Source organism: Peribacillus sp. YIM B13482, from assembly GCF_042787975.1.
GTDB lineage: Bacteria > Bacillota > Bacilli > Bacillales > DSM-1321 > Peribacillus > Peribacillus simplex_A.
Genome location: NZ_JBHZPF010000066.1, coordinates 1 through 23,330, shown reverse-complemented (window position 1 = coordinate 23,330; position 23,330 = coordinate 1). Strand labels below are relative to the sequence as shown.

16 protein-coding genes and 2 pseudogenes are annotated in these 23,330 nt (G+C 36.5%); 12 read left to right on the top strand and 6 right to left on the bottom strand.

What is annotated here, in order from left to right; genetic code table 11:
• Positions 1 to 33: 33 nt before the first annotated feature.
• The 4 genes from ACFX4L_RS22365 to ACFX4L_RS22350 all read left to right on the top strand — a co-directional run bounded on the left by ACFX4L_RS22365 (position 34) and on the right by ACFX4L_RS22350 (position 4,129).
• Positions 34 to 1,008 carry a sigma-54 interaction domain-containing protein gene (locus tag ACFX4L_RS22365; protein ID WP_377406241.1) on the top strand — a complete coding sequence of 325 codons (975 nt, stop codon included), beginning with the start codon at positions 34 to 36 and terminating at the stop codon, positions 1,006 to 1,008.
• 99 nt (positions 1,009 to 1,107) lie between these two features.
• Complete coding sequence (gene speB / locus ACFX4L_RS22360) at positions 1,108 to 2,094, top strand: agmatinase (RefSeq protein ID WP_377406239.1); 987 nt, start codon at positions 1,108 to 1,110, stop codon at positions 2,092 to 2,094.
• Positions 2,095 to 2,223: 129 nt separating this feature from the next.
• Complete coding sequence (locus ACFX4L_RS22355) at positions 2,224 to 3,615, top strand: purine-cytosine permease family protein (RefSeq protein WP_377406236.1); 1,392 nt, start codon at positions 2,224 to 2,226, stop codon at positions 3,613 to 3,615.
• A gap of 196 nt (positions 3,616 to 3,811) precedes the next feature.
• A complete protein-coding gene (locus ACFX4L_RS22350; RefSeq protein WP_377406233.1) occupies positions 3,812 to 4,129 on the top strand; it encodes a hypothetical protein in 318 nt (105 codons plus the stop codon).
• A 217-nt stretch (positions 4,130 to 4,346) separates the two neighbouring features.
• Here the strand turns inward: ACFX4L_RS22350 and ACFX4L_RS22345 are convergent, their stop codons facing one another.
• A complete protein-coding gene (locus tag ACFX4L_RS22345) occupies positions 4,347 to 5,303 on the bottom strand; it encodes a patatin-like phospholipase family protein (protein WP_284470688.1) in 957 nt (318 codons plus the stop codon).
• A gap of 1,111 nt (positions 5,304 to 6,414) precedes the next feature.
• Here ACFX4L_RS22345 and ACFX4L_RS22340 point away from each other — a divergent pair.
• The 3 genes from ACFX4L_RS22340 to ACFX4L_RS22330 all read left to right on the top strand — a co-directional run bounded on the left by ACFX4L_RS22340 (position 6,415) and on the right by ACFX4L_RS22330 (position 10,343).
• Positions 6,415 to 6,600 (top strand): hypothetical protein, encoded by a 186-nt coding sequence (locus ACFX4L_RS22340; RefSeq protein WP_377384044.1) that lies wholly within the window; start codon positions 6,415 to 6,417, stop codon positions 6,598 to 6,600.
• Positions 6,601 to 7,209: 609 nt separating this feature from the next.
• Complete coding sequence (locus ACFX4L_RS22335) at positions 7,210 to 9,606, top strand: immune inhibitor A domain-containing protein (RefSeq protein WP_377406243.1); 2,397 nt, start codon at positions 7,210 to 7,212, stop codon at positions 9,604 to 9,606.
• Between the two features lie 467 nt (positions 9,607 to 10,073).
• The gene (locus ACFX4L_RS22330) at positions 10,074 to 10,343 is read left to right on the top strand and encodes a YesK family protein (RefSeq protein WP_377406230.1); all 270 of its coding nucleotides are present in this window, start codon (positions 10,074 to 10,076) and stop codon (positions 10,341 to 10,343) included.
• Between the two features lie 499 nt (positions 10,344 to 10,842).
• Here the strand turns inward: ACFX4L_RS22330 and ACFX4L_RS22325 are convergent, their stop codons facing one another.
• Positions 10,843 to 12,321 (bottom strand): Lsa family ABC-F type ribosomal protection protein, encoded by a 1,479-nt coding sequence (locus tag ACFX4L_RS22325; RefSeq protein ID WP_377406227.1) that lies wholly within the window; start codon positions 12,319 to 12,321, stop codon positions 10,843 to 10,845.
• 492 nt (positions 12,322 to 12,813) lie between these two features.
• Complete coding sequence (locus ACFX4L_RS22320; protein ID WP_377384038.1) at positions 12,814 to 13,431, bottom strand: hypothetical protein; 618 nt, start codon at positions 13,429 to 13,431, stop codon at positions 12,814 to 12,816.
• A 574-nt stretch (positions 13,432 to 14,005) separates the two neighbouring features.
• On the opposite strand from ACFX4L_RS22320, the gene ACFX4L_RS22315 reads away from it, so the two are divergent.
• Complete coding sequence (locus tag ACFX4L_RS22315; protein WP_483878237.1) at positions 14,006 to 14,227, top strand: Ger(x)C family spore germination C-terminal domain-containing protein; 222 nt, start codon at positions 14,006 to 14,008, stop codon at positions 14,225 to 14,227.
• Positions 14,228 to 14,679: 452 nt separating this feature from the next.
• On the opposite strand, the gene ACFX4L_RS22310 is transcribed toward ACFX4L_RS22315, so the two are convergent.
• Positions 14,680 to 14,886: a hypothetical protein gene (locus tag ACFX4L_RS22310; RefSeq protein ID WP_377406225.1), complete on the bottom strand. Its 207-nt coding sequence runs from the start codon at positions 14,884 to 14,886 to the stop codon at positions 14,680 to 14,682.
• A 1,030-nt stretch (positions 14,887 to 15,916) separates the two neighbouring features.
• On the opposite strand from ACFX4L_RS22310, the gene ACFX4L_RS22305 reads away from it, so the two are divergent.
• Together ACFX4L_RS22305 and ACFX4L_RS22300 are read left to right on the top strand one after the other, a co-directional pair.
• The gene (locus ACFX4L_RS22305) at positions 15,917 to 17,119 is read left to right on the top strand and encodes a macrolide family glycosyltransferase (protein WP_377406223.1); all 1,203 of its coding nucleotides are present in this window, start codon (positions 15,917 to 15,919) and stop codon (positions 17,117 to 17,119) included.
• A gap of 871 nt (positions 17,120 to 17,990) precedes the next feature.
• Complete coding sequence (locus tag ACFX4L_RS22300) at positions 17,991 to 18,782, top strand: phosphotransferase (protein WP_377406221.1); 792 nt, start codon at positions 17,991 to 17,993, stop codon at positions 18,780 to 18,782.
• A gap of 532 nt (positions 18,783 to 19,314) precedes the next feature.
• Here ACFX4L_RS22300 and ACFX4L_RS22295 read toward each other — a convergent pair.
• Positions 19,315 to 19,514 (bottom strand): annotated as a pseudogene (locus ACFX4L_RS22295) (MFS transporter); the annotation flags it as partial.
• An 820-nt stretch (positions 19,515 to 20,334) separates the two neighbouring features.
• Between ACFX4L_RS22295 and ACFX4L_RS22290 the strand changes: the two are divergent.
• Positions 20,335 to 20,591, top strand: a pseudogene (locus tag ACFX4L_RS22290) (transposase); the annotation flags it as partial.
• Between the two features lie 127 nt (positions 20,592 to 20,718).
• Here ACFX4L_RS22290 and ACFX4L_RS22285 read toward each other — a convergent pair.
• Positions 20,719 to 22,080, bottom strand: a complete 1,362-nt coding sequence (locus ACFX4L_RS22285; protein ID WP_377406217.1) for a D-serine ammonia-lyase — start codon at positions 22,078 to 22,080, stop codon at positions 20,719 to 20,721.
• 151 nt (positions 22,081 to 22,231) lie between these two features.
• On the opposite strand from ACFX4L_RS22285, the gene ACFX4L_RS22280 reads away from it, so the two are divergent.
• Positions 22,232 to 22,777: a helix-turn-helix domain-containing protein gene (locus ACFX4L_RS22280; RefSeq protein ID WP_284470701.1), complete on the top strand. Its 546-nt coding sequence runs from the start codon at positions 22,232 to 22,234 to the stop codon at positions 22,775 to 22,777.
• The last annotated feature ends 553 nt before the right edge of the window (positions 22,778 to 23,330 follow it).

The window sequence follows — 23,330 nt, the reverse complement described above, 5'->3', positions numbered from 1 at the left end:
TAAATAAACAAGCAATTAACGATAAAAATCAAAATGGGGAATGAGCAAAAGCTCTCCCCCATTTTGTCAACAGCCCCTATTAACACACTTTTTCCTAATAATGAAAAAATGGGAAAAGTGCTTGATGTCATTTCAAAAGTAACAGATTTGGATGTAACTGTTTTGTTAGTTGGCGAGTCGGGGGTCGGTAAAAACCGAATCGCACGAATGATTCATGAAATGTCCAAAAGAAGCATTCACCCTTTTATTGAAGTAAACTGTGGCGCCATACCGGAATCATTAATTGAGTCTGAATTATTCGGATACGAAGAAGGAGCTTTTACAGGTGCAAAAAAGGGTGGAAAACAAGGGTATTTTGAAGCTGCGGGAGAAGGGACTTTGATCTTAGATGAAATTGGAGAGCTCCCAATGAACCTTCAAGTGAAATTATTGTCTGTTTTACAAAATAAATCATTGATGAGAATAGGCGGGAATAAATCTGTTCAGCTTTCTTGCAGAATAATTTGTGCCACGAATCAAAATTTAGAAGAACTTGTAAATGCAAAGCTGTTCAGGGAAGATCTTTATTATCGTATAAATATTGTTAAAATTATAATCCCTCCTCTTAGGGAGAGAAGGGAAGAAATCATATCCTTGATTTTCGATATAACGAAAGAAATGAATAAGAAATATGACATGAATAAACGGTTTACACCAGCCATGCTTGCCTGGCTCGGTCAACAAGAATGGAAGGGGAATATTAGAGAGTTGCGTAATTTTATTGAAAAAGCAGTTATCACCTCGGGCGAAGATGAGATTAACCTCGAGATTGATGGTGAAGATTTTGAACAATTTTCAGAAAAGAGAATGAAAGAAACCACTTTGCAAAAGTATATGGAATCTATCGAAAAGGAGTTTATTATGCGCATGTATCAAAAATACCCAAGTAGTATTAAGCTTGCAGAAAAATTGAATATTAGCCAGTCGACAGCAAATAGAAAGATACAAAAGTATATAGAAGAGCGCTAGTCACTTTTGACTATATCCTCACATAAATATTGACTTTTCAAAATGGCATGGAAATTGCTTTTATTTGAGTGTATTAACATTTTGAAGGAGGCAATTAACATGTCTAATAGAAAAGAAAAAGATTTTCTTAATCTTCCCTTTACAGGAATCTGTACGTTTGGAAAATACCCGATTTGTACTGACCTCGATCAACTTGATGCAGATGTAGCTGTCATTGGTGTTCCAAATGATATGGGTACACAATGGAAATCAGGAGCGAGAATGGGACCGCGTGGAATACGTGAAGGATCTACATTATATAGCTTCGGATTAGAAGGTGCCTATGATATCGAAAAAGATATTATGTATTTAGGTCCCGATTGGAAAGTTGTTGATTGTGGCGATGTGGATATGGTACATGGAGATTTACTGCAGTGTATGGAGAATACAAAAGAAGCAATAAAAAAAATCGTTTCAAAAGGGGCGATGCCGGTTATTTTAGGTGGCGATCACTCCATTACGATTCCAGTAGGAAAGGGATTAGCTGAAGCGGGACCTTTCCATGTTATTCAAATAGATGCTCATTTGGATTGGGCAGATCATCGCTCAGGGCAACGGTATGGTCATGGAAGCTGCATACGTCGATTGTCTGAAATGGATCATGTGGATAAGATTTTTCAGTTTGGTATTCGAGGAATCAGTAGCAGCAAAAAGGAAGATGTCGATGCTGCAAGAGAATATGGAAGTGTTATATTATCACCGCGTCAAATGAGAAAAGTGGGAATAGAAAGCGTTTTAGAACAAATTCCAGCCGGGGAACGCTATTTCATTACCATTGATATTGATGGTTTGGATCCTTCGATAGCTCCTGCAACGGGAACCCCTTCTCCAGGCGGTCTCATTTATGATGAAGTAAATGAATTACTCGAAGGGATTGCGAAAAGGGGGCAGGTCATTGGGTTTGATATGGTCGAAGTAGCACCTCCATATGACCATGCGGGTATGACTGGACAAGTAGCAGCACGTCTTACTTTAGACTTAATGAGCTTTATTTTAAAAGAAAGAGAAATAGTGAGTGCTACTAAAACAGAAAAAATTTCCTTATGACTTAGAAAAAATGTCATTGGTTTATTTGGCTCTTAGATTTACATAGAAAACGACTTTCTATGTAAATCTTTTCAATCGATTCGACGGACGTATCACAGGGAACTTAAAAAAAGAACCGGAGGGGTGTTTATGAAAGTAGAGAAAAGGAGCATTGAGTATATTCCCGAAAATGAACGTCATGGGAAAGCAAGAGGGCTATTCCCAGTTTGGTTTGGTGCCCAAATGCATTTGACCACTCTAGTTACAGGAGCCTTATGCATTAGTTTTGGATTAAATCTTTTCTGGAGTGTAATGGCAATTATTACAGGAAATTTACTCGGAGCCATTTTTATGGCCTCGCACTCCGCTCAAGGACCAAAACTTGGTATTCCACAAATGATACAAAGCCGGGCGCAATTTGGTGTTATTGGTGCTGTGATTCCCTTAATACTTGTCATATTTATGTACTTAGGATTCTTTGCGAGCAGCGGTTTGCTAGGTGCTCAAGTCTTGAGCACCTCATTATCAATTGATTTGACATGGAGTATTATTATTATGAATGGCATCACTTTCATCGTTACGATGATAGGTCATGACTTAATTCATAAAATGCAGAAATATTTATCATGGTTCTTTTTTTTCATATTCTTAGCTGCGACAATAGTCGTCTTCAATTTGCCTATACCGGCAGAAAGCTGGTCTCCGGCTGGATTTGAATTTTCAACTTTCATGTTATGCGTTAGTATTGTAGCTACCTGGCAGCTCTCATTTGCTCCGTATGTTGCAGACTACTCTAGGTATTTACCGATTGACACCCCTCCAGCTAAAACATTCTGGTATACGTACACAGGATCAGTCATAGGAACCGTGTGGATGATGCTATTAGGAATCCTTTTAGCTGTCGCCATTCCTGGTTACCTTGAAAACTCCGGGACTTATTTGTCTCATTTGCTTGGTAATCGATTTGTGTTTATTATGCTTCTGGCCATTTTTTTAGGCCAACTCTCAATCAACGTGTTCAATTTGTACGGTTCTTTCATGTCAACAGTATCAACCATTGAGCCTTTTACAAAATTAAAGGTATCTCCAAAAGTAAGAATGTTTTTTGTCTTAGGTATCACTATAATTGGAACTTTATTAACAATCATCGGAAAAGGGAATTTCTTGGAGTATTTCACCAACTTTATTTTGTTGATTAGTTACTTTTTAATCCCCTGGACGGCCATAAATCTCGTTGATTATTATGTACTTCGAAGGGGAGAGTACAATATTAAGGACATGTTTGATTTAAACGGGCAGTATGGAAAGGTAAATTGGATTACAACCTTTTCATTTTTAATATCCATCATTGTTGAAATACCCTTTATCAATACATCTATCTATGTCGGCCCGATTGCCCAATCTTTAGGGGGTGCTGATCTTGCATGGATTGTAGGGCTGCTTATTTCATCCTTTCTCTACTATGTAATGATGAAAAGAAAATTATATCATTCACCAAAAGTTCCACTCAGTGAGAGCAAAACTACAAATCTTCTTAGATAATACAGTGGAGTTAGTATAGTTTCATGGACACTTTTTAGTTAAGTCCTTTACTTCATTAAGGGAGTTGCTTTGGCAGCTCTTTTTCTTATGGAGCTAAAGGGGCAGTCTAGTTGAAGAAATAAATTAAAAGTAACATAGTTTTAGTTGTGGTAAAATATGTTATTGGAATGCCTGGAAATTATTGGTAGGTTTTTATATGATAGGGAAATTAGTTTTAACCCTTGGTTTTGCAGGAGTTTTAGCAGTATCAATCGGTTTTGCCAAAGACTTGCAAAAGACAGAAGCATCTGCAGAAGTTTCCTCAAAACAAACAGATACATATAAACTTGTTACTAGAGAGGAACAAGATCGTAGAGAAGGTTTGGTAGCTGAAGGAAAAAATGTTACCACAGTTAAAACAGCAGAAGAGCAAAATATGGTAGAAAATAGTTCAGCTCAACATGGGTTTGTTCCACAAGAAAATGGGACAGGTTTCTATTTCGAAAAAGAGAAAAAAATTAAGTTTAGTAGTTAAACTAACAGGTGCTTGTGCGGCCGAGCCTAGGTCGTATCATATAACGGGTGGGATTCCCATCGAGTAAGAACTAGCCATTCGCTCGTAGCCGTTTAGTTGAAGAAGAACTGAATAAATAAAAACAGCCAGGTTATGGCTGTTTTTCTATAAAAAATCCAAATGCTTTCAATAAAAACGGAAAATTCAATCACCCAATCAGATTTATGGGATAATTTGATTAATTCCAGTTTTTCTCTATAAATTGAACTGCAGGTTGTAAATTTGTTTTGTTAGCAATTGAAATGACAGCGGGAACTACAGACGGGTCCGTTTTGGAGAAATTAGGGATCCTTGGATTTAACCGAAAAAAACGATTTCCTAGAAGCTGAGAACTGACCATGGATTCATAGTAACCGGATCCACTAGCGACAATCTGAAGAAATGGCAGTAAGGGTTCATTGGGAGATCGGTCCAAAAGGACTCCCCAATTTGGGGGAAGGTTCTTCATATTTTCGGGGCGTATGTTATCTGCACTCACCATCCCCCACCCCTTTGTATCTCTTCTTAATTGAGTCGGCTCTTCACCTGTTCCAATGGATAATACCGCAATTTGATCCAACGGCTGTTTGGCTTTCCCCACTGCAAACGCGATACTGGCTGTACTAGGGTTAGTTGTTACTGTATACCCATCCACGTAGTTTTGATAGGCCCGTTGTGTCGCGGGAGCACCACTGCTCCGTAGTATTACATCACTCGCTTTCTCATTTAAATAGGGAGAGTCAGGAAAGTTGTGGAATAACACAGGAGTCCAACGATTCAGCTCCGGTGAGAATAAATGAAATGCAGGGACAACAATTCGTCTTTTTAAGTCTTTGAGGAGAAGATCTGGTGGAAAAAATGTTTGCACCGCTTTAACGAAACCAGAATAGGGTAATTGTTGGTTGAAAACAGGTCCACCTGGTCGGGAAACGCTGAATGCCGGCAGGATTTTATCCTTAAAAAACTGGAGTGTCTCCTTGGGCGATCTTCCACTTGCTAACGCAAGGGCAGTGAATGAACCGATTGAATTTCCTGAAAAAACATTGGTTCGCCTAATTAATTTTGGGTTTTGCTGAGCCAGTCTGTTCAAAAGTTGTAAACTTAAAGCACCTAAGGTACCGCCTCCATCAAAGGACATAATCCGATATTTTGTCAAAGCAGATTTCTCCTTTCTAATCTGATCACAAGTATCATTAAGTATATGTTTATTTTTTGTCTGTAGTATGGGTAATGAATACCTCTTTGACCTGAAATCCTTCAGGAGCCGGATTATGTAGCTAAACATCCAAGGAAAGACTCCATCAAGTATATAAAAAAATATTACGACGAGGGAAGAGGAGACTACGTTTGAGTGGCATTACGGGCCAACCAAACGGGAATTTATTATGCACGTACTTTGTTTATAATGAGTGATGAAAAAATCAGAAAGTACAACCCAAAAAAAAGCTTGAAAGAAAATAAAAAAGCAATAGCGGTAGGCTACGGCCTACTAGCATGCAAAATTTTAGCGGGGTGACAATCCCGATCTCCAACGAGGGCGACGGCTGCCTGTTCCGTCCTCAAACAGGTTATTTTGCAGCCTTGTGCACAATAGGTTATTGATTATTTTTATTATATATCGTGCGATCCTTCAAGATGGAGGCCGCTTTTTCCAAAAACAGGATTGTGAAGAATTACACTTAAAATACCATGAAAATTAAACACTACTAATCAGGAAAAAGACCATATTAAATAAAGCGCAAACTTCAATTTTTTGAAAAAGAGAGCAGCGCCCTATTAAAGTTCTCCAAATAAATCGGTGGTTAGGATGCTTCTGATATATTTACGAAGGGGGCTAGGGTGGGACAACAAAACTTGCAGCTTGGAGATTTTTATTAAAAAGTTAGAGAAAAGGCGACTTAATTGTCGTTTTTATTTTGCACTCAGAATAAAGGTTTTGAATTACATATTCTCTTATTCAACGTAGCATCGTTCTAGTGAAATACATAAGTAATTTTAAAAAAAACTACTCGGTATGAGCGTCAAAAAGAACAATCATCAAAGATTCTTGGAGACAAATTTATCAGTTACTAAAGTGAAGTTTACTTCTTGATTATTTTAGGAATAACCTCGATAGAATATATATTTTAATCTAATACAGAAGTATACAAGGTGACCTAATATAAATGTTTCAAAATGATTTGATTGTGATTCGAATTGTATACGGAATGAATTAAAGGAGGTATGGTGACCGAATAAATCAATAAGTGGATTTAGGAGGGAATTGGATGACATACTTGGAACAATTCGTACGTAATCGGAGAAGAAGAGAAAAGACCGAGGTATTAACCGCACGCATTCCAGAAAGCTTGTACGGTGATTTCAAAGGTTACTGTGACGAACTGAATTTATCTATCGGTGAAGCGATTTGTCTGCTGATAGAACGTGAAATGACAGGGTATCTGGAGAATTAGCAATCACGGACAAATACAAAATGAATGATGATGTAGTCAATGTGAATACAAAGGTAGTCAATAAGGTTGCAAAAGATGTAATTCAAATACAAATAGATTCGTAACGACACAATGGCAAGTAGACGCACAGCTTCCATGTCCTTATTGTGGTCAGTGGGTGGAAGCGACTAACTTTTCCAGACATGCCAAGCGACACTTAACAACCACACAGGATATCTTCACGAATGAAAAGTTTAGAGATAAAATCAAAGAAATGATCCAGGCGAAAAAAGCTGAAATATGAACTAAATAAGACGTAATTTTGGATTAACAATAGTTTAAGAAGAAAGGTACGTTCATTGCTATGAATTAGTTTTCATAGTTGTACCTGTAAATATGTAATCTGTCGTAATTTACCTTAATGCAAGTGGTAACCTACTTGGTCTCGAGTGTTAAATTTAAGAATGTTTATTGAGAAACATATTTTCAATTATCTGATTATTCAATATATTAACCATTGCCAATTTGTAGCCTATAGTATAAAATTCTATGAAACTCTTTCTTTTCGCAATTAGTTTCATAGACTTTTTTTAAGGGGGATGGACTTTGAATTGGAAAAAGAAAATTAGCATGCCATTATTATCTGCTGGACTTGCATTTAGTGCGTTTACACCCGGAGTTATAGGTCATGTGAATTTATCTCAAGAAGTTAAGGCTTCTGAAAAAGAGGGAGCACCAATTGATTTAGGGATTGCAAATGATGACCGGCTAATTGAGATGTTAAAGAAAAATGGAACGATTCCAAAAGATGCGACGGCCACAGAAGCAGATAAGGCATTACAAAAGTATTTACATAAGCTAGCGACGGCCTCTGAAACTAATAAAAAAGAAAATTCTTTTGAAAAGAAGCAGGCCGCACTAAAAGAACAAGTTAAAGCAAAAATGGATAGTAACGGTCTAAATGAGGGAAAAGGAAACAAGTCAGGGCAAGCAAAGCAAAATACTGTTTCCTCTGTCAAAAAAGAAGATTGGGATGGTACGGAAAGGAAAGACGAGGTCCTCGTTCTATTAATTGATTTTCCTAATCTTCCACACGGACAATTAACTTCCGATGAAACAGACATGTATTATAGCGGACCCGATGCATACTCCAACCAACATTATCAGGATATGATTTTCGGTGAAAATGGCTATGTCGGTCCGGATGGTAAAAAAAAGATCTCCATGAAACAGTATTACGAGCAACAGTCCGGCGGCAGTTATACGGTGGATGGTAAGGTTGCCGGCTGGTATACAGCCAAACATCCAGCTGCTTATTACGGCGCTCATGATGAAAATGCCGGTAATGATAAAAATCCAAGAGCACTTATTCGGGAAGCCCTTGCTGATGCGGCTAAAGATCCTTCAATTGATTTGAATCAATATGACAAAGAAGATCAGTTTGATTTGGACGGTGACGGCAATATGCGCGAACCAGATGGAATCATTGACCATGTCATGGTCATTCACTCTGGTGTCGGGGAAGAAGCAGGCGGCGGTAAAATTGGTGAAGAGGCAATTTGGTCTCACAGCTGGGATCTAGGCGGTCTCTACCCAATTCCCGAAACAAAAGCGGATGTAAACTATTTTGGTGTCGATAATTTGTTAGGACTAGCCTATACCATTGAACCAGAAGATGGAGCTGCGGGCGTATTTGCTCATGAATTCGGTCACGATTTAGGCTTGCCGGATGAGTATGACACTCTTTACAGCGGTTTAGGTGAACCAGTCAGCTACTGGTCACTCATGTCAAGTGGAAGCTGGACAGGGAAAATTCCAGGTACGGAACCATCTGGCTTCAGTCCATATGATAAAGAGTTTTTACAGCAAATGATGACAACAAATGACTTTATGCCAAACTGGCAGTCAGGAAGTCAAATAAACGTAAATGATGTTACTTCTAAAGGAACAGAGTACTTGCTTGATGAAGCAAGTACAAAAGGCACAAATGATGATGTTGTTAAAGTAAATCTTCCTGAAAAGGAGATATTAGTTAATACGCCTGCAAGTGGGAAGTCAGAGTACTTCAGTGGGAGTGGAAATAATCTAAGTAACAAAATGAACACGACTATTGACTTATCCAATGCTACTTCTGCTCAACTTACATTTAAAACCTGGTACTCTATCGAACAAGATTATGATTATGCTACTGTTCGTGTCAATGGTCAAACGGTTCATGGTAACATCACAACGAATGATGATCCTCAAGGGTCAAATCCAGGCAATGGTATTACAGGAGATTCCGGAAACAAATGGGTAGATGCAACATTTGATTTATCTCAATTTGCTGGCCAAAAAGTCCAATTAAGCTTCAATTATGTCACTGATGGCGGATTGGCAATGGCAGGTTTCTATGTTGATGATATCAAGGTAAGTGCGGGGGGCAGCACAATTCTGTCCGATGATGCGGAAGGAACTTCACCATTTACTTTTGTAGGTTTCTCCAAATCTGATGGCAAAAAACATGCAAGTCAGTATTACCTTCTCGAATGGAGATCCCATAACGGTTCTGATTCAGGTTTAGCCAATGTGAACCGTAAAGGAACCATGTTATCTTATGATCAAGGTTTAGTAGTTTGGTATGTTGATAACTCCTACGATAACAACTGGACAGGTCCAGACTATCACCCTGGTGACGGTTTCTTAGGTGTTGTCGACGCCGACCAGCACAATAATATCTGGCATTATAAGGACTGGAAGGATCCAAACGGTGTATATGATGTTAATAAAGTCCTTGGCTCAAACAGCTATCAAATGCATGATGCAGCATTTAGCTTAAACAAAGGTAGTAAAGTGACCATTGGTGATTCATCTTTCTACGTGAAAGATAACTTTACTCAAAGCAATGCCATGTTTGATGATAATCAGAATTACAGCAATACCCAAGCTCCTGACGTTGGCCGTAATATTCCAAAATTCGGACTAAAGGTTCGCGTAGTTGGCCAAAGTGCTGACGGTACTGTAGGTAAAATTTTACTTTATAAATAATAAAGTGGTTCTCTTATTTAAAGTGTATCCCTTGTAAAGGATATTTAAAAAAAAGCTAGAAAGCATTGAACAGATGATCCCTGTATTGTGAAGTGAACCCAAAAAGTTAGACAAAGTATTTTAAGCAGCTACTAAGGATTGGATCTTGTATTTTACAGGACTCAATCCTTTTAGTTTTGCTTACTTCATACTTCTGAGCTACATTTTTAAAAGGTTCATGACCCTCAATAAAAAAATGAACGGCAGCTAGCTTAGTTTCTAACGAATATTTTGTCATAAAAAAACTGCACCTCCAATTGTTAATTTTGACTAACAATTGGGGTGCAGTTCATACTGAGGGGCTCTGTTTTTTTCAAAGCCTATAATTAATGTTCTACAGGAATGCTAAAGTTAAATAGACATATAGAGTATAGTGATTAAAAGAGTCATTATTATATTTTATTAATAATGAAAAGGTGGTCAGGCAAATGATGATTTTTGTATCATTTCTTATAGCTATTGTGATTGGAGTCATTATATTGTTAGTTACGTGGTGGTTTAAAAAAATAAACCTTCCCCTATTTGTACGAATTGTACCAGGAGTCTTAACAGTTATAGCTGCTATTATTCTATTTTACATTGGTCTCGTAAACATAAGGGGATTTGAAGGGGCGGCTTATGGGATTCTCTCTGTCTTTTTAATTTGTTTTGCAATTTTATCTTTCATTATGGCAAAAAAGCCATCAAAGGCACGATAAAATTTTTCAACAGAAGAAACCCAAACATTTTGAAAAAAGTTTGGTCAAAATGCTTGGGTTGTTTGTTGCTAGTGAATAATTTTTTATAAAAAAGTTTGTTCAAATAAATGCAAATAACCTTGATAAAAGAACAAAAAGAAAGTGCACGTTTTGAAAAAGATTGATCAAAACTTGCTCTTAAAATATTCTAACAAACTATTTTTGTATAAATAAGTTTAATCAAGTCGTGACTTTATTTTATATTCAAAATGGGTAATATTACAAAACTAACCTGTGTCATTCAAACTTAAACATCTTCTTTAATAGTAGGAAAACCTAATGGTCTTATATATTCCCATATATGAGTGCATTTCGTTAAAGTATTTCCTATTTCCCCATTAAAAAGCCTAATTTCTCAATTTATTGTAGAGAAATTAGGCTTTTTTTCACTACTCCATTAAAGCGCCTTATAGTTTAATGACTTGATTTACTGATTATATTTTCAATCATTCACTTTGAACTACATAGATATAGTTTTTGTTGCAACTGTTTGTTGAAATGCCTGATCATGCTCAACAATAACCATTGTGGGATTAAATTGTTGAATAAGCTCTTCAATCTGCATACGCGAATAAATATCAATAAAATTTAATGGTTCATCCCATATATATAAATGAGCTTTTTCACATAAACTTTTAGCGATAAGCAGCTTTTTCTTTTGTCCACCAGAATAATGAGATATATCTTTCTCAAATTGAATTCGGTCAAAATCCATCTTACGTAGGATAGATTTAAATAACGTCTCATCAGTCTCATGCTCTTCAATAAAATTTGATAACGATCCTTTCAAATGTGAAGTATCTTGTTGGACATAGGAAATGATGAGTCCAGAGCCTAAATTAACTGAGCCTGTATGCTGTATCGGATGTCCTAGAATTAGTTTTAGGATACTACTTTTCCCACTTCCATTCTTTCCATCAAGTACAATTCGGTCACCTTGTTCAACTATAAAGCTAATTGGCTCATTCACTATTTGGTCATCATACTTAACAGACACATCAGCCAAAACAACCAATTCATTTGACTGGAATTTCAATTGTTCTAATTTTAACGAATCAGTTTTCTCTACATTTTTTAGTAATTTTGACTTTTCTTCAATAGCTTTTTGTTTCCTTGATTCAAGGTTCTTCGATCTCTTCATCATCTTGGCCGCTTTATGCCCTACAAAACCTTTGTCCAACTTGGAACCAGAATTCCTTGTCCCGTTTTTAGTGGCTTCCACTTGATGAGACCAACCTTCTGAACGCTTTGAAGACTGTTTTAATCTCCCTATGTCTTTTTGTAGGCGCTCATTTGTTGCTTCTTCGTGTTCCTGCTGTCTATCAAAATTTAACTTCCAAGAAGAATAGTTACCACTTTGGACTTCAATGTTTGCTCTATTTATAGATAAGATATGGTCAACGCATCCGTCTAAAAAGATTCTGTCATGTGAAATTAAAATAAATCCTTTTTTCTTCCTTAGATAATCAGAGACCATCTTTCGTGCATCAGTATCTAGATGATTTGTTGGCTCATCAATTAATAGAAATTGACCCTCATTCAAAAACAGTGCAGCAAGCAACACCTTTGTTTGTTCTCCATTTGATAATGTTTTAAATGGTCGGTACATGACCTCGGCATCAACATTTAAATAGGATATTTCACGAAGAAATTCCCAATCTTCTGCTTGGGGACAAATTTCTTCAAGGATTTCATGAGTAAACTTGTTCTTATCTGAAACTGGGTAAGGGAAATAATTAAATTCTACCGAAGAAGTGATTTTCCCACTATACTCATAATTCCCTAATAATAAATTAAAGAATGTCGTTTTTCCTCGTCCGTTTCTACCGATAAATCCTAGTTTCCAATCCGTATCCATTTGAAAGTTTACACCTTCAAAAATATTATCAAAGCTACCTGGATATGAAAAAGTTAAGTCTTGAACTTTTATCATTGACATAATAATTCCTCCTTTATATATCGACACTTTTCATATAAAGTCGGAATATCCATCAATTTATTAATTCCTCCATATAAGTATGATGGATACTAACGACTTATATAGAGCATTACATGTGTAACAATAGTGTCTGAATTACTCATTTTTCTCTCTCCTTTGTTTGTTGGGTTAAAGTTACGGATTAATAAATATCGACTTATCTATAAGAGAATAAAAAAAACCTCCCAATTTATAATTGGAAGGATTAGTCTTTCACTCATACTAAATAAGTCCTTATTAATAATTGGAATCATGATAAATAAAGTATGAACTGATTTATAAAAATGGATAGACCAACCCTATTTTTTTAGTTTGAATATTAATTTCAAATTAAAATATAGATTAGTTAATCATTATTCAACCATCAGTCCTCTCATAATTCTATTTTAAAAATAACATTCTTTTTTACGGTATGCAATATCTGAATCATCTTCACCTAATCCTATATCCAAACTAAAATAATTCTTTATCATAAACTAATTGATCACCATTCCATTTTAATACATCTACTAAAGAACACTCAGCAAGATACCATCGCCAAACTGCTAAACCTTCTTTTTGATTTCCATTCAAAATGTCAATTTCATGATAAGGAACTTCTGCAATATTTTTGAATGAGTTATCATTCCACTGGAAAATTTTAAGTTTACTTCCTAATGCTGCGCCAATTGTAACACCAAATAGATATTCTTTTGTACCATCACCAGTAATATCAGCTAATCCAGAAAAATCCAAATCTACTCCTTTAATTTTTGTTTCCCATATTTTTTCCCACTTATTATTAACCTTCTTTAATACCATTGCTCCATACTGGGAAGGGGAAGGATGTTCTTTTGCTTTAACTTCAAAAGTAACGATTATTTCTTTCCGTCCATCTTGATTAAAGTCATATAGTTGAATTGACTTTGTAGGGAAAGGTTTGTCAGGACTTACAATTAACGAGTTCGACGGTTTAAACTCATTAACAATTTTCATCAGCTCTTTATTCAGTTTTTTGTCAGCTTGAACAATTATCGGAGAAAGGTTTAATACTACGGATGATAGTAAGATAAATAGCATTATTTTCTTCATAATTATGTCCCCTTTATACTTTATCTGGGATTATAGTTCCCTGATATTCCTTTGTATATTAGGCATATATTTAGAAAGCTATGCTTAAATTAACCTGCCCCTTTAGCTCCATAAGAAAAAGAGCGATGTTTTACGATTGATTTGTGACTTATGACAAAATAGGACCATTAGTGAAAGGAGGATCTTTATTAGGTATACCGTTACACTTGTTAAGCCTACTCCAAGGTTCGTATCTATATATATTAATGGGGCTTAATAGGTGGTTATATTCGCTTTAAAGCCAGGTATGCGGTGGGAATAGCAATAGTTATAATACCCTTTTGGTGCTTTGTTCTGCGTGCTGTTCATATTTATAATGAAAAATCAAAGGGAAAAAGCATCAAATATGAATAGTTTAACAAATAACCTTCGATATTGAAGGTTTTTCAGCTCGTAGAATAATGTCCCTTTTAATGAACAGAATCGTTAAATTAAACGATACGGCAGAAGACGCTTAATTGTTTCATTAAACTTTAAAGTGGTAAATATATATTATGAAACTAGCAGGAGGAATAAAAATGAGGGTTCTAGTAAGATGAAAGAAGTGGAGCAGGAATGGAGCAAAGAGACGGCGGAAAGAGCGGAAAAAATGATGAGGAAATTTCAGGAGCTAAAGATTGATCCGCTCGGAATCGGCGGAAAAGTCCGGAGCCATTTTCGGAACTTTGATAAAGAAGCATGGAAAGACCGCTACCCAACCGTTCCTGTTGAATTTTATATGAACGTTCGTATTGTGAACACCGGCATCACCGAATAGAAAGTGACGTCAAAAAAGGGAGCGACCCAAAAGGATCTAAATTCGTCCCCTTGAGACGCTCCTCTTTTTCCCCCCCTTTCAATTTAGTTCAAGTAATTGGACTATATTTTGCAGTAAAAACAAGAAGAATATGTGCTCTAAATAAAGAGCCTAAACATAATATACTAGGCGGTATAACAATGAACGATTCCAAGGAAATGATTGTTCAAATTTTCGAAGAAGTTCTTAGTTATCAGCGATATGCTTCAAAAACTTCTCTAAATAGGACGACTTTCTTCTATTATATATACTCTCCAAACACATCTGATTTCCACAAATGAATCGCATGGCGTTCTTTTTCAAAAACCTTTTCCAAATAAATTTCTATAGTGGATAGCTGCTCATGGCCCAGACTCTTCATAATCTGATAGACATTAACTCCATTTAAGTGAGAAATGATGGCGAAAGCACGCCTACCTAAAGGTATGAGGACCAACGGAAGAAGAACGGAACTTCAAAAAGGGCAATCCACTCTCTTTTATGACTTTTGTTAAGAATTGAGACAAATAAAAGGGAGAGTAGGCACGGCCGGTATTGGTCGTAAAGAGAGGGTCGTCTCCTTCTGCTGCATCTATATCGTCGATGCCTCTAGCGGAACGGAACATTCGAATACTATTCATTCCTTTTCAATGGTATTTGCCTTTTTTTATTCCCTTACCTAGGACCTCTAAAAAATACGTGCTGGTAATGGAATCATATTGAAGATCCTTGACCCGGAGTCTTGTAAACTCTTCATTACGCATGCCTGTCATCGTTAGGATATGAATAATCGAAAAAACGATGGGGTGGTTAATTTCCCTAAAGTAATCAAGTAGCTGAATGACTTCCTTTGGTCCCCAATCCCGTTGGGCCGATCATCTTTACGAACATTGATCTTAAAGAAACCTTCATGAATAGGTTCCGTGATTTATCCTGCTTCGAACAGGAATTTCAAAAAACTCTTAATGATGGTTGTCTTTCTGGATAATGTGGCAACGGAATACGCTCCTTTTGTTAAGACATAGGGGCTTTTTTCTGATAACCATTCCTGATACCTTCGAATGTGCCGGCTAGATAAAGATTTAAAAAGGGAACCCTCCACAACTTTTTCCAAGTCTACATGGATTTCCAATGAATAAGTGGGTAATTGTTCAATAAATTGAAGAAGTTCTCGCTCTTAGGCTTAGACGGTCCGGGTGGACTTTTCATGTTGCAGTTATAAATGCTCTCGCCTTTGAAGAAACCACTGTAGCATGTCTACATCGCTAAAACCTGAAAAAGGATTTTGTCCATTCTTTTCTGTCATATATAATCGTTCTTGTAACGTGGGATTTAACTGTTTTTAATTAAGAGGTGACCTAGTTAATGGGGAAATCAGTAATGCTTGAAGAGTATAACCCAAAGTAGGCCGTTTATATGCTGTTTTTTGATAATGTAGGGTTTTTTCTTATTTAGTAAGCGGACAGATAATTAAAAAACAATTTAAAGAAAATCGGTAATGGTGAAGAGAGTGTGAGGATTTTCACTAAACTGGGCAATTTAGTTAAAAATGATACTTGATTGCACTTGCTAAAAGAACCCACGGAGTTTTAACATAGTTGAGAAAGGTATGGGGCAGTGCCCCTTACTCTTACAAAATCAAGTGAACGTTTTACTTAAGGAGTGGTTATAATGGCACGTGTTTTATTTATTAATGGTGGATCAGAAGGACATATCAATCCAACTATTGGAGTTGTGCATGAGCTTATTTCGCGTGGAGAGGAGGTGGTGTACTTTACGATAGAAGCTTTTCGAGAGCGTATTGAGAAGACCGGAGCTACTGTACGAACATTAGACGGTGAAAAATTTGTAAAAGCCTTTATCTCTGGTGGAAGAAATTATTTACTCGAAAGAATCAACGGTCTTTTGCATACAGCAGATGTCGTGATACCTAGTGTTCTGAAGCAAATCGAAGGAGAACATTTTGATTATATCATCCACGATTCCATGTTTGGATGTGGATATTTACTTGCACAAATACTTAAACTTCCGGCAATTAATTCTTGTACATCTTTTGCGCAGACAAAAGCATCATTCGATAAAATGTTGGAACAACTTTCTAAAAAAATCCCTACAGAAAGAGTTAAACCTATATACGATGAATTTCAAAGCCTGACGGCAATGGTGAAGGAAAAATATGATGTGGTGATCGATTCTCCTTACGAAGTTTTTTGCAATCCTGCACCACTTACAATTATTTATACAACTAGGGAGTTTCAACCTTTCGGAGAAGTATTCAACCAAACTTACAAATTTGTTGGTCCATCAATCTCCACACGATTAAAGCAAGAAAACTTCGAGCTTACTTCAATCAAAGGAAAAAGCCCAATTTACATTTCACTGGGTACTGTCTTTAACCAAGAAATTGATTTCTATAAGCTATGTTTTAAGGCATTCGAGGCCACTGATCATACTGTCTTGATGTCTATCGGGAAAAATGCTCAAATATCTGACTTGGGGGAGATTCCTAGAAACTTCATTGTGAAAAATTATGTTCCACAAACTGAGGTGCTGAAATACACGAAATTATTTATCACTCATGGTGGAATGAACAGTACCAATGAGGGTCTCTACTACGGGGTTCCGCTAATTGTAATTCCGCAAAGTGCGGATCAGCCGATAATTGCCAAGCAAGTTGCCAATATAGGAGCAGGTATTCAATTACAAATGCAAAGTTTGACGGCAACTCAACTTAATGAAACGGTAGATCATTTGTTAAACCACCCATCCTTCCATAAAGCTGTTTCAAATATTAGTGAATCCTTTCAAAAATCGGGTGGGTATCATCAAGCTGTCGATGAGATTTTCCAATTTAAAAGCCAATATGATATATAAATATAAAGATTTCTCAGCTGCCATTATTGGCGGCTTTTTTTAGTGGTTTCGGCAACTTCTGTTTTTAATTAAGTAATGGAACAGGAACTATTATAAACGCTAGATTGTGCCCACAACGATATGGATCAGAAAAAGAGAATTTGAGGTTCATTAATGAAAATCAGGGAGACTTTGTGAAAGTTTGGCCAAGTGCAGTTTAATCCCTTGTTTTTTGTGGGTAGCGGGGGGAAATCCGAATTGGTATTTATGAATGCAGCATTCGTCCAGGGAATTGCTTGCCAACTTCTTGAATGGTTCCGCAGTGGGCTGCTCTGCATTAAAGACTCTTGAATACCATCCAATTAAGCAAAGATACCCTAAACGGTTATCCAGTACCTGTCCTGGCAATGGTGGATTCACCAGAGGAGTACGGGCTATCTCAGGTCTTATCATAACAGGAGAGGCAAAGGGCTTATAAAAGTCATGAATTTGGAAGTGAATCCGCGATATGGTTCAAGGATTAGAGAACAATTTCAAGAAGGATGGAATCATTAAGGCTGTGGGTATAAGGTAAAAACATAACACCTGGTTGAAGGCACGTGTTCAAATAATCCCACCTAATGAAATCACGGGAATGGGAGATGATCTTTGTTGAAGGGTATGACGGACAGGGAGACTGTTGCAACCAGGGAATGGTTGAAGAAAAGCAGGTTTATCCAGTAACGATTATAAAGGAAAGAATGGATCGGGGATTAATCCATTATAGAGGCGGCTCTAAGGAAATCGGAATCTCCCAAAGTACCTTGTCCCGGTATAAATTGAAAGAGATTAGTTTAACAAACAGGATTTATTTTATGGTTTATAGAAAGTCATATCAAGGAGGGATATTTAGATGTCAAACCATGAAAACGAAGAAATGCTAACAGGAGGGAATGTCTCTAGGGTTTATCGTTCGGGAGATACTGTGCGACGAGAATTAAAGCCAGATAGTCCCAAAATTCATAAGCTATTAAAGCATTTGGAGAACAAAGGTTTCAGTTATGCCCCAAAGTTGTTAGGTATTGATGAAAAAGGAAGGGGGATATTATCATTTATTGAAGGAGAAGCTGGTAATTATCCTTTAAAAGAATACATGCGGTCTAATGATGTCTTAATAGAAATAGCGAAAATGCTCCGTCTTTATCATGATTCTGTCAGTGATTTTTCATTTGATGATAGCTGGGAATCGATAGATAACACCCCCCAACAATTTGAGGTACTATGCCATAATGATTTTGCGATATACAACATTATTTTTAAACATGAAAGACCAATAGGTATTATTGATTTCGATGTTGCTGGACCTGGTCCAAGACTTTGGGACATGGCTTATACTCTTTATAATTGCGTCCCCTTAAGTAGATTTTACCTTTCTGAAACAGGTGAGAGAGTTTATTATAATTCATTACAGCATGCTAACCGTATAAAACAAAGAGTTAGATTGTTTTTTGAATCTTACGGTGAAGGAATAGACGAAGATTATTTGGAAATGGTATTGCTACGATTAGAGGGGTTATGTAAAACAATTACAAAAAAAGCCAGTGAAGGTGACATTGCATTTCAAAAGATGATAGATGAAGGGCATCTTGAACATTACCAAAACGATATTAAATTCATTTGTGAACATGGAAAAGAGTGGATTTAAGGGTAGGCTTTTGTTGAACTCCCATGAAAATTAAAAAAGCACAAAAAGGGCGCGACAGTCGGTGGTACAACGTGGTCGCCGGAGTCAGACTAACGGATGAGCTCAAAGGCACATAGTTCGACGACCTTCTTCGCCAGCAATTAAAACAGTATCGATATAGATACCAATTTTCATTCTCTGTGGTGAAGCGCTGATTTTTGCGCTTCATGAATGGCTAACGGTGCATTCGTTGAAGATTGAGGGGTCTTTAAGTAAGCTTTTCTTTATGAAACTATAGGGCAAGATATCGAATAAAAATATACATATTAACCACAATTTAGTAAATTAGATTAGAGGAGAAGGGTGGGGAATCATGACAAAATATTTAGGGGTTATTTCGTTTGCTCTAATTATCTTGGTTATTTGTTTTTTTACTGCGAATATAACACAAGTAATTGATCCTGGAGTAACAACTTTTCGTGTATTAATGATATGTGGAATCATTATATCGTTCTCTTTTTCTTTTCTCAGTGAGAAAGGACTTTGGAGAAATCAAAAGAAGCGAAGTACCGAAGGCACCGGCAACTTGACGAATCGTATTATTATTGCTGTTCCATGCGCATTTAACCGTTGTGGCAATGGACTTAAACCAGCAGGCTGTATAGGCATCATCATTAAGGCCATTCCAATGCGACGCCCTGTTGATATGAGAATCAAATAGGTATAACTAGTGGAGTCCGTCAGTTGATAAAATCATAATGAATAAAATAGACCTTTTTTTTATCGAATTGGGGGCTGTTTTAGTCTGATTAGGCAATTCTCTCTTATCTTAATGCAGACTTTTTTACAAAGTGTTGAATAATTCACACTATAAAAATTACCTTATTAAAGGGTAATTTGACAATAGACAATTTCCTAATAACTGTATATTAGTTATCACTTCTTTCGATTTATGTTGATAAAATCGAAGATAATAGACAGAATTTAGATAGTTGTAAACTCCTAATTAATAGGAAAGGTAATTAGATAGACAGACCAATCATTGCAGAACATGTTTTCGTTGACTCCACACATGTAAGGCTAATGAGAATTGCACAAATTTGAAAAGAAAATCGTTTGGAAAGAAATCGATGCTTATCGAGAACATCTTCAAAATGAGATTAACCAGGACTTAAAAAACACGAAAAAAAGCCATTCTTTCAAGAAAAGTTCACTAATGAAGAAGAGAAAGAAATGAAAGAAAGTACAACCGATCCAGATAGTGGATACTACGTCAAAAACGAACGTACAAAACAGTTTGCCTATTCATTCCTTGCTGCCTCAGACGAAACGGTTTTGTAGTCGGCATGATTGTAACACCAGGTAACACACATGATAGTAATATCTTAGAGCCAATAGTTAAAAAGTGATTAGAAGAGTTGGAAAACCCCAGGCTGTTTCCGCAGATACAGCTTATAATGACTGTTATCTTTGCCGGGCAGGTGAATCGTGAGTACAAATCACCAAAACATATCTGCGCAACGTGCCCTTTTTATTAGCACAATGTACGGATAGTAAAGATCATCAATAAGTTGTTACACGTCCCATTTGGCAAAAATACGTGGAAGTAGCAGATCATCTGCGCCATCACGAAGATATATAGCCAATTTTTGCAAAATGCAAAGAACAATTGAGCGAGTATTCGCGGATGGAAAAGAAAAGAATGGCATGCGTTGGACAACGTTAAGGGGACTTAAAAAATTGTTGATGCAGTCGATGCTAACTTTCGCTGCAATGAATGTAAAGAAGAGAGCCAACTGGACTTGCGAGGCCCAGAAAAGATCTAAATAATGGAGAGGTCAGCTATTTTCTATAACAGCTTCAAATCCAATAAAAAATCAAAAAGGTTTCGGAATGAGAACATTCCGAAACCTTTTGGTCTACAAACTGACACGGGGTTAAACTACCTCGTGTAAAATTACTTTTGTTTCTCTAACGCTATTTTCAACCCTTTTTGATAATATTGCTTCATCATTTCTTCAGGAACCATGCTTCCGCCAGTCCCCCAAATAATATGTGTACCATTGCCCATCTTTTCCGTTAAATGATGCTTCTGTAAATAATCGATGCCCTCTTTACATAATTTACTTGGTCCTATCATGCCTGCTAGTGCTGAAGGTTCTAAATGGAGCCCCTCTGTATCGACTAGTTCTTTTAGCAACTTATACAACTGTTCATCGCTAACCGTATAATTGCCACTTAAAAAAGGTTCCATAGTTTTACCCACAAACCCTGATGGCTTTCCTACAGCAAGTCCATCCGCGTCTGTTACATTATCGATACCAAAATCTTGTACAGAAACTTTATCATGAAGTCCAGTCATTAAACCGAGTAACATACATGGTGAGTGGGTAGGTTCTGCAAAGAAACAGTGAATATGGTCTTGGTACAATAATTTCAAACCAAAAGCTACGCCTCCAGGGCCACCACCTACTCCACATGGAAGGTAAACGAACAAAGGGTGATTTTCATCTATTATTATCTCTAGCTCTTCTAATTGTTTTTTCAATCGAGATGCAGCCACTGCATATCCTAAAAATAAGTCGTGAGAATTTTCATCATCCACAAAATAACATGTTGGGTCACTATCTGCTTGGATTCGGCCTTCCTCTACAGCTTTACTATAATCAGCTTCATATTCAATAACTTTGACATTTTTGCTTCTAAGCAAGTCTTTTTTCCACTGCTTTGCATCAGCTGACATATGAACGGAAACATTAAAACCTAACTTTGCACTGATGATGCCAATACTAAGTCCTAAATTTCCAGTCGAGCCTACTGCGATTGAATATTTTGAGAAAAGGGTCCGGAATCTATCACTATCTAAAATCGAATAATCATCTTGTATTGTTAACAATTGATGTTGAAAAGCTAATTCTTCTGCATGTTTGAGAATTTCATAAATCCCGCCTCTTGCTTTAATAGATCCTGATATAGGAAGGTGACTATCACATTTTAGTAATAATTCTCCTAATATAGGTTGTTGATAATCCTGTTCTAAGGATTGTTTCATGGCAGGAATTCTCACTAAAGGAGATTCTATGATACCGTTCGTTCCTTTTGTTTCAGGGAAAACCCTGGCGATATATGGAGCAAAACGCTTCAACCTTTCCTCTGCATCTTTTACATCTTCTTGAGTAAGGGGGGATTTTTTAATTCCCGTTTGAAATTTTTCGACATTTGGATTCAGCCAAAATACTTCATCCATCGAAATGAGCTTGTTTAGTAAAGGATATTGGTCTTTCCATGTTTGTATTTCTTTGCTTTCAATCTCTTTCATTTGTTTGATCCTCCTCATTTTCTTGTAACAAGTTGCTTTGTAAATTATAATTAAATAAAATTTAATACAGTTTAACACATAATCATCTTTGTGTTAATTTATATTTACTTTATTTAAATGAAATTTAACAACTTGTTAAGGAGTATCGATTATGGAAAATATAGATATTGGTAAGAAAGTTGAAAAATTTAGAAAAGCTAAAGGATTGAGTAGTAGAGAGTTGGCAAAATTAGCTGAAATTACACCTTCAATGTTAAGCCAAATTGAACGAGGTTTGGCGAATCCTTCTATTCAAACCCTAAAGGTTTTAGCTAAAACCCTGAATGTTCCAACTTTTAGTTTTTTACTTGAAGAAATAAATACGGAAGACTTGATCGTTAGATCCAGTAAACGTAAGAAAATGATCATTGATAATTTGTCTTATGAGTTATTGTCACCTGATTTTACGGGTAATTTAGCAACAGCGATTATGAAAGTTCCTTCCAATATTTCTTCGTCAGAAAATCTTCTAGAACATAAAGGAGAGGAAGTAGCATTTATTTTGGAAGGGAAAATTAAGCTGTATTTAGGCGAAGAAGAGTATCTTTTAGAAGCTGGTGATAGTGTGAAAATACCAGCAAATTTGAAACATAAATGGGAAAATAATTTTAGTCAAAATGCTGTTGTATTATTTTCAGTTACCCCACCTGCGTTTTAATGTAAAAAATGTCGAGTGTAATATTTTCCACAAACAGACGCGATTATTGAAAAAGGTTCGCTTTTCTTAATGAACTCCCATGAAAATTAAAAAAGCACAAAATCTAGAAAAAACCACAGCAACAACAAAATAGACCCAATAAAAACGCTTTTTAAAAAAAGGCTGAGCCTTATGAGTGATCTGATTGAGTTTGGTAAATCGTTAAACAAAAACCTCCAATTATAGCGAATTACGTAGAGGCTAGGACGAAGACCAAAAAAGGATTAATCTCCCATGAGTGCTGCCCTTAAAGGGCGCGACAGTCGATGGTAACGTTGGATCGTTGGAGGCAGACAAACGGATACTTCGCCAGCCATTAAAACATTATCGACATAGAGATCAATTTTCATTCTCTGTGGTGAAGCGCTGATTTTTGCGCTTCATGAATGGCTAACGGAGGTGTTTGTTCTTTAAGAAAAAGTAAAAAAAGTCGATTTCTTAACGTTGAACTGCACCCCAATTGTTAGACACAACTAACAATTGGAGGTGCAGTTTTTTATGGCGAGATTTTCTT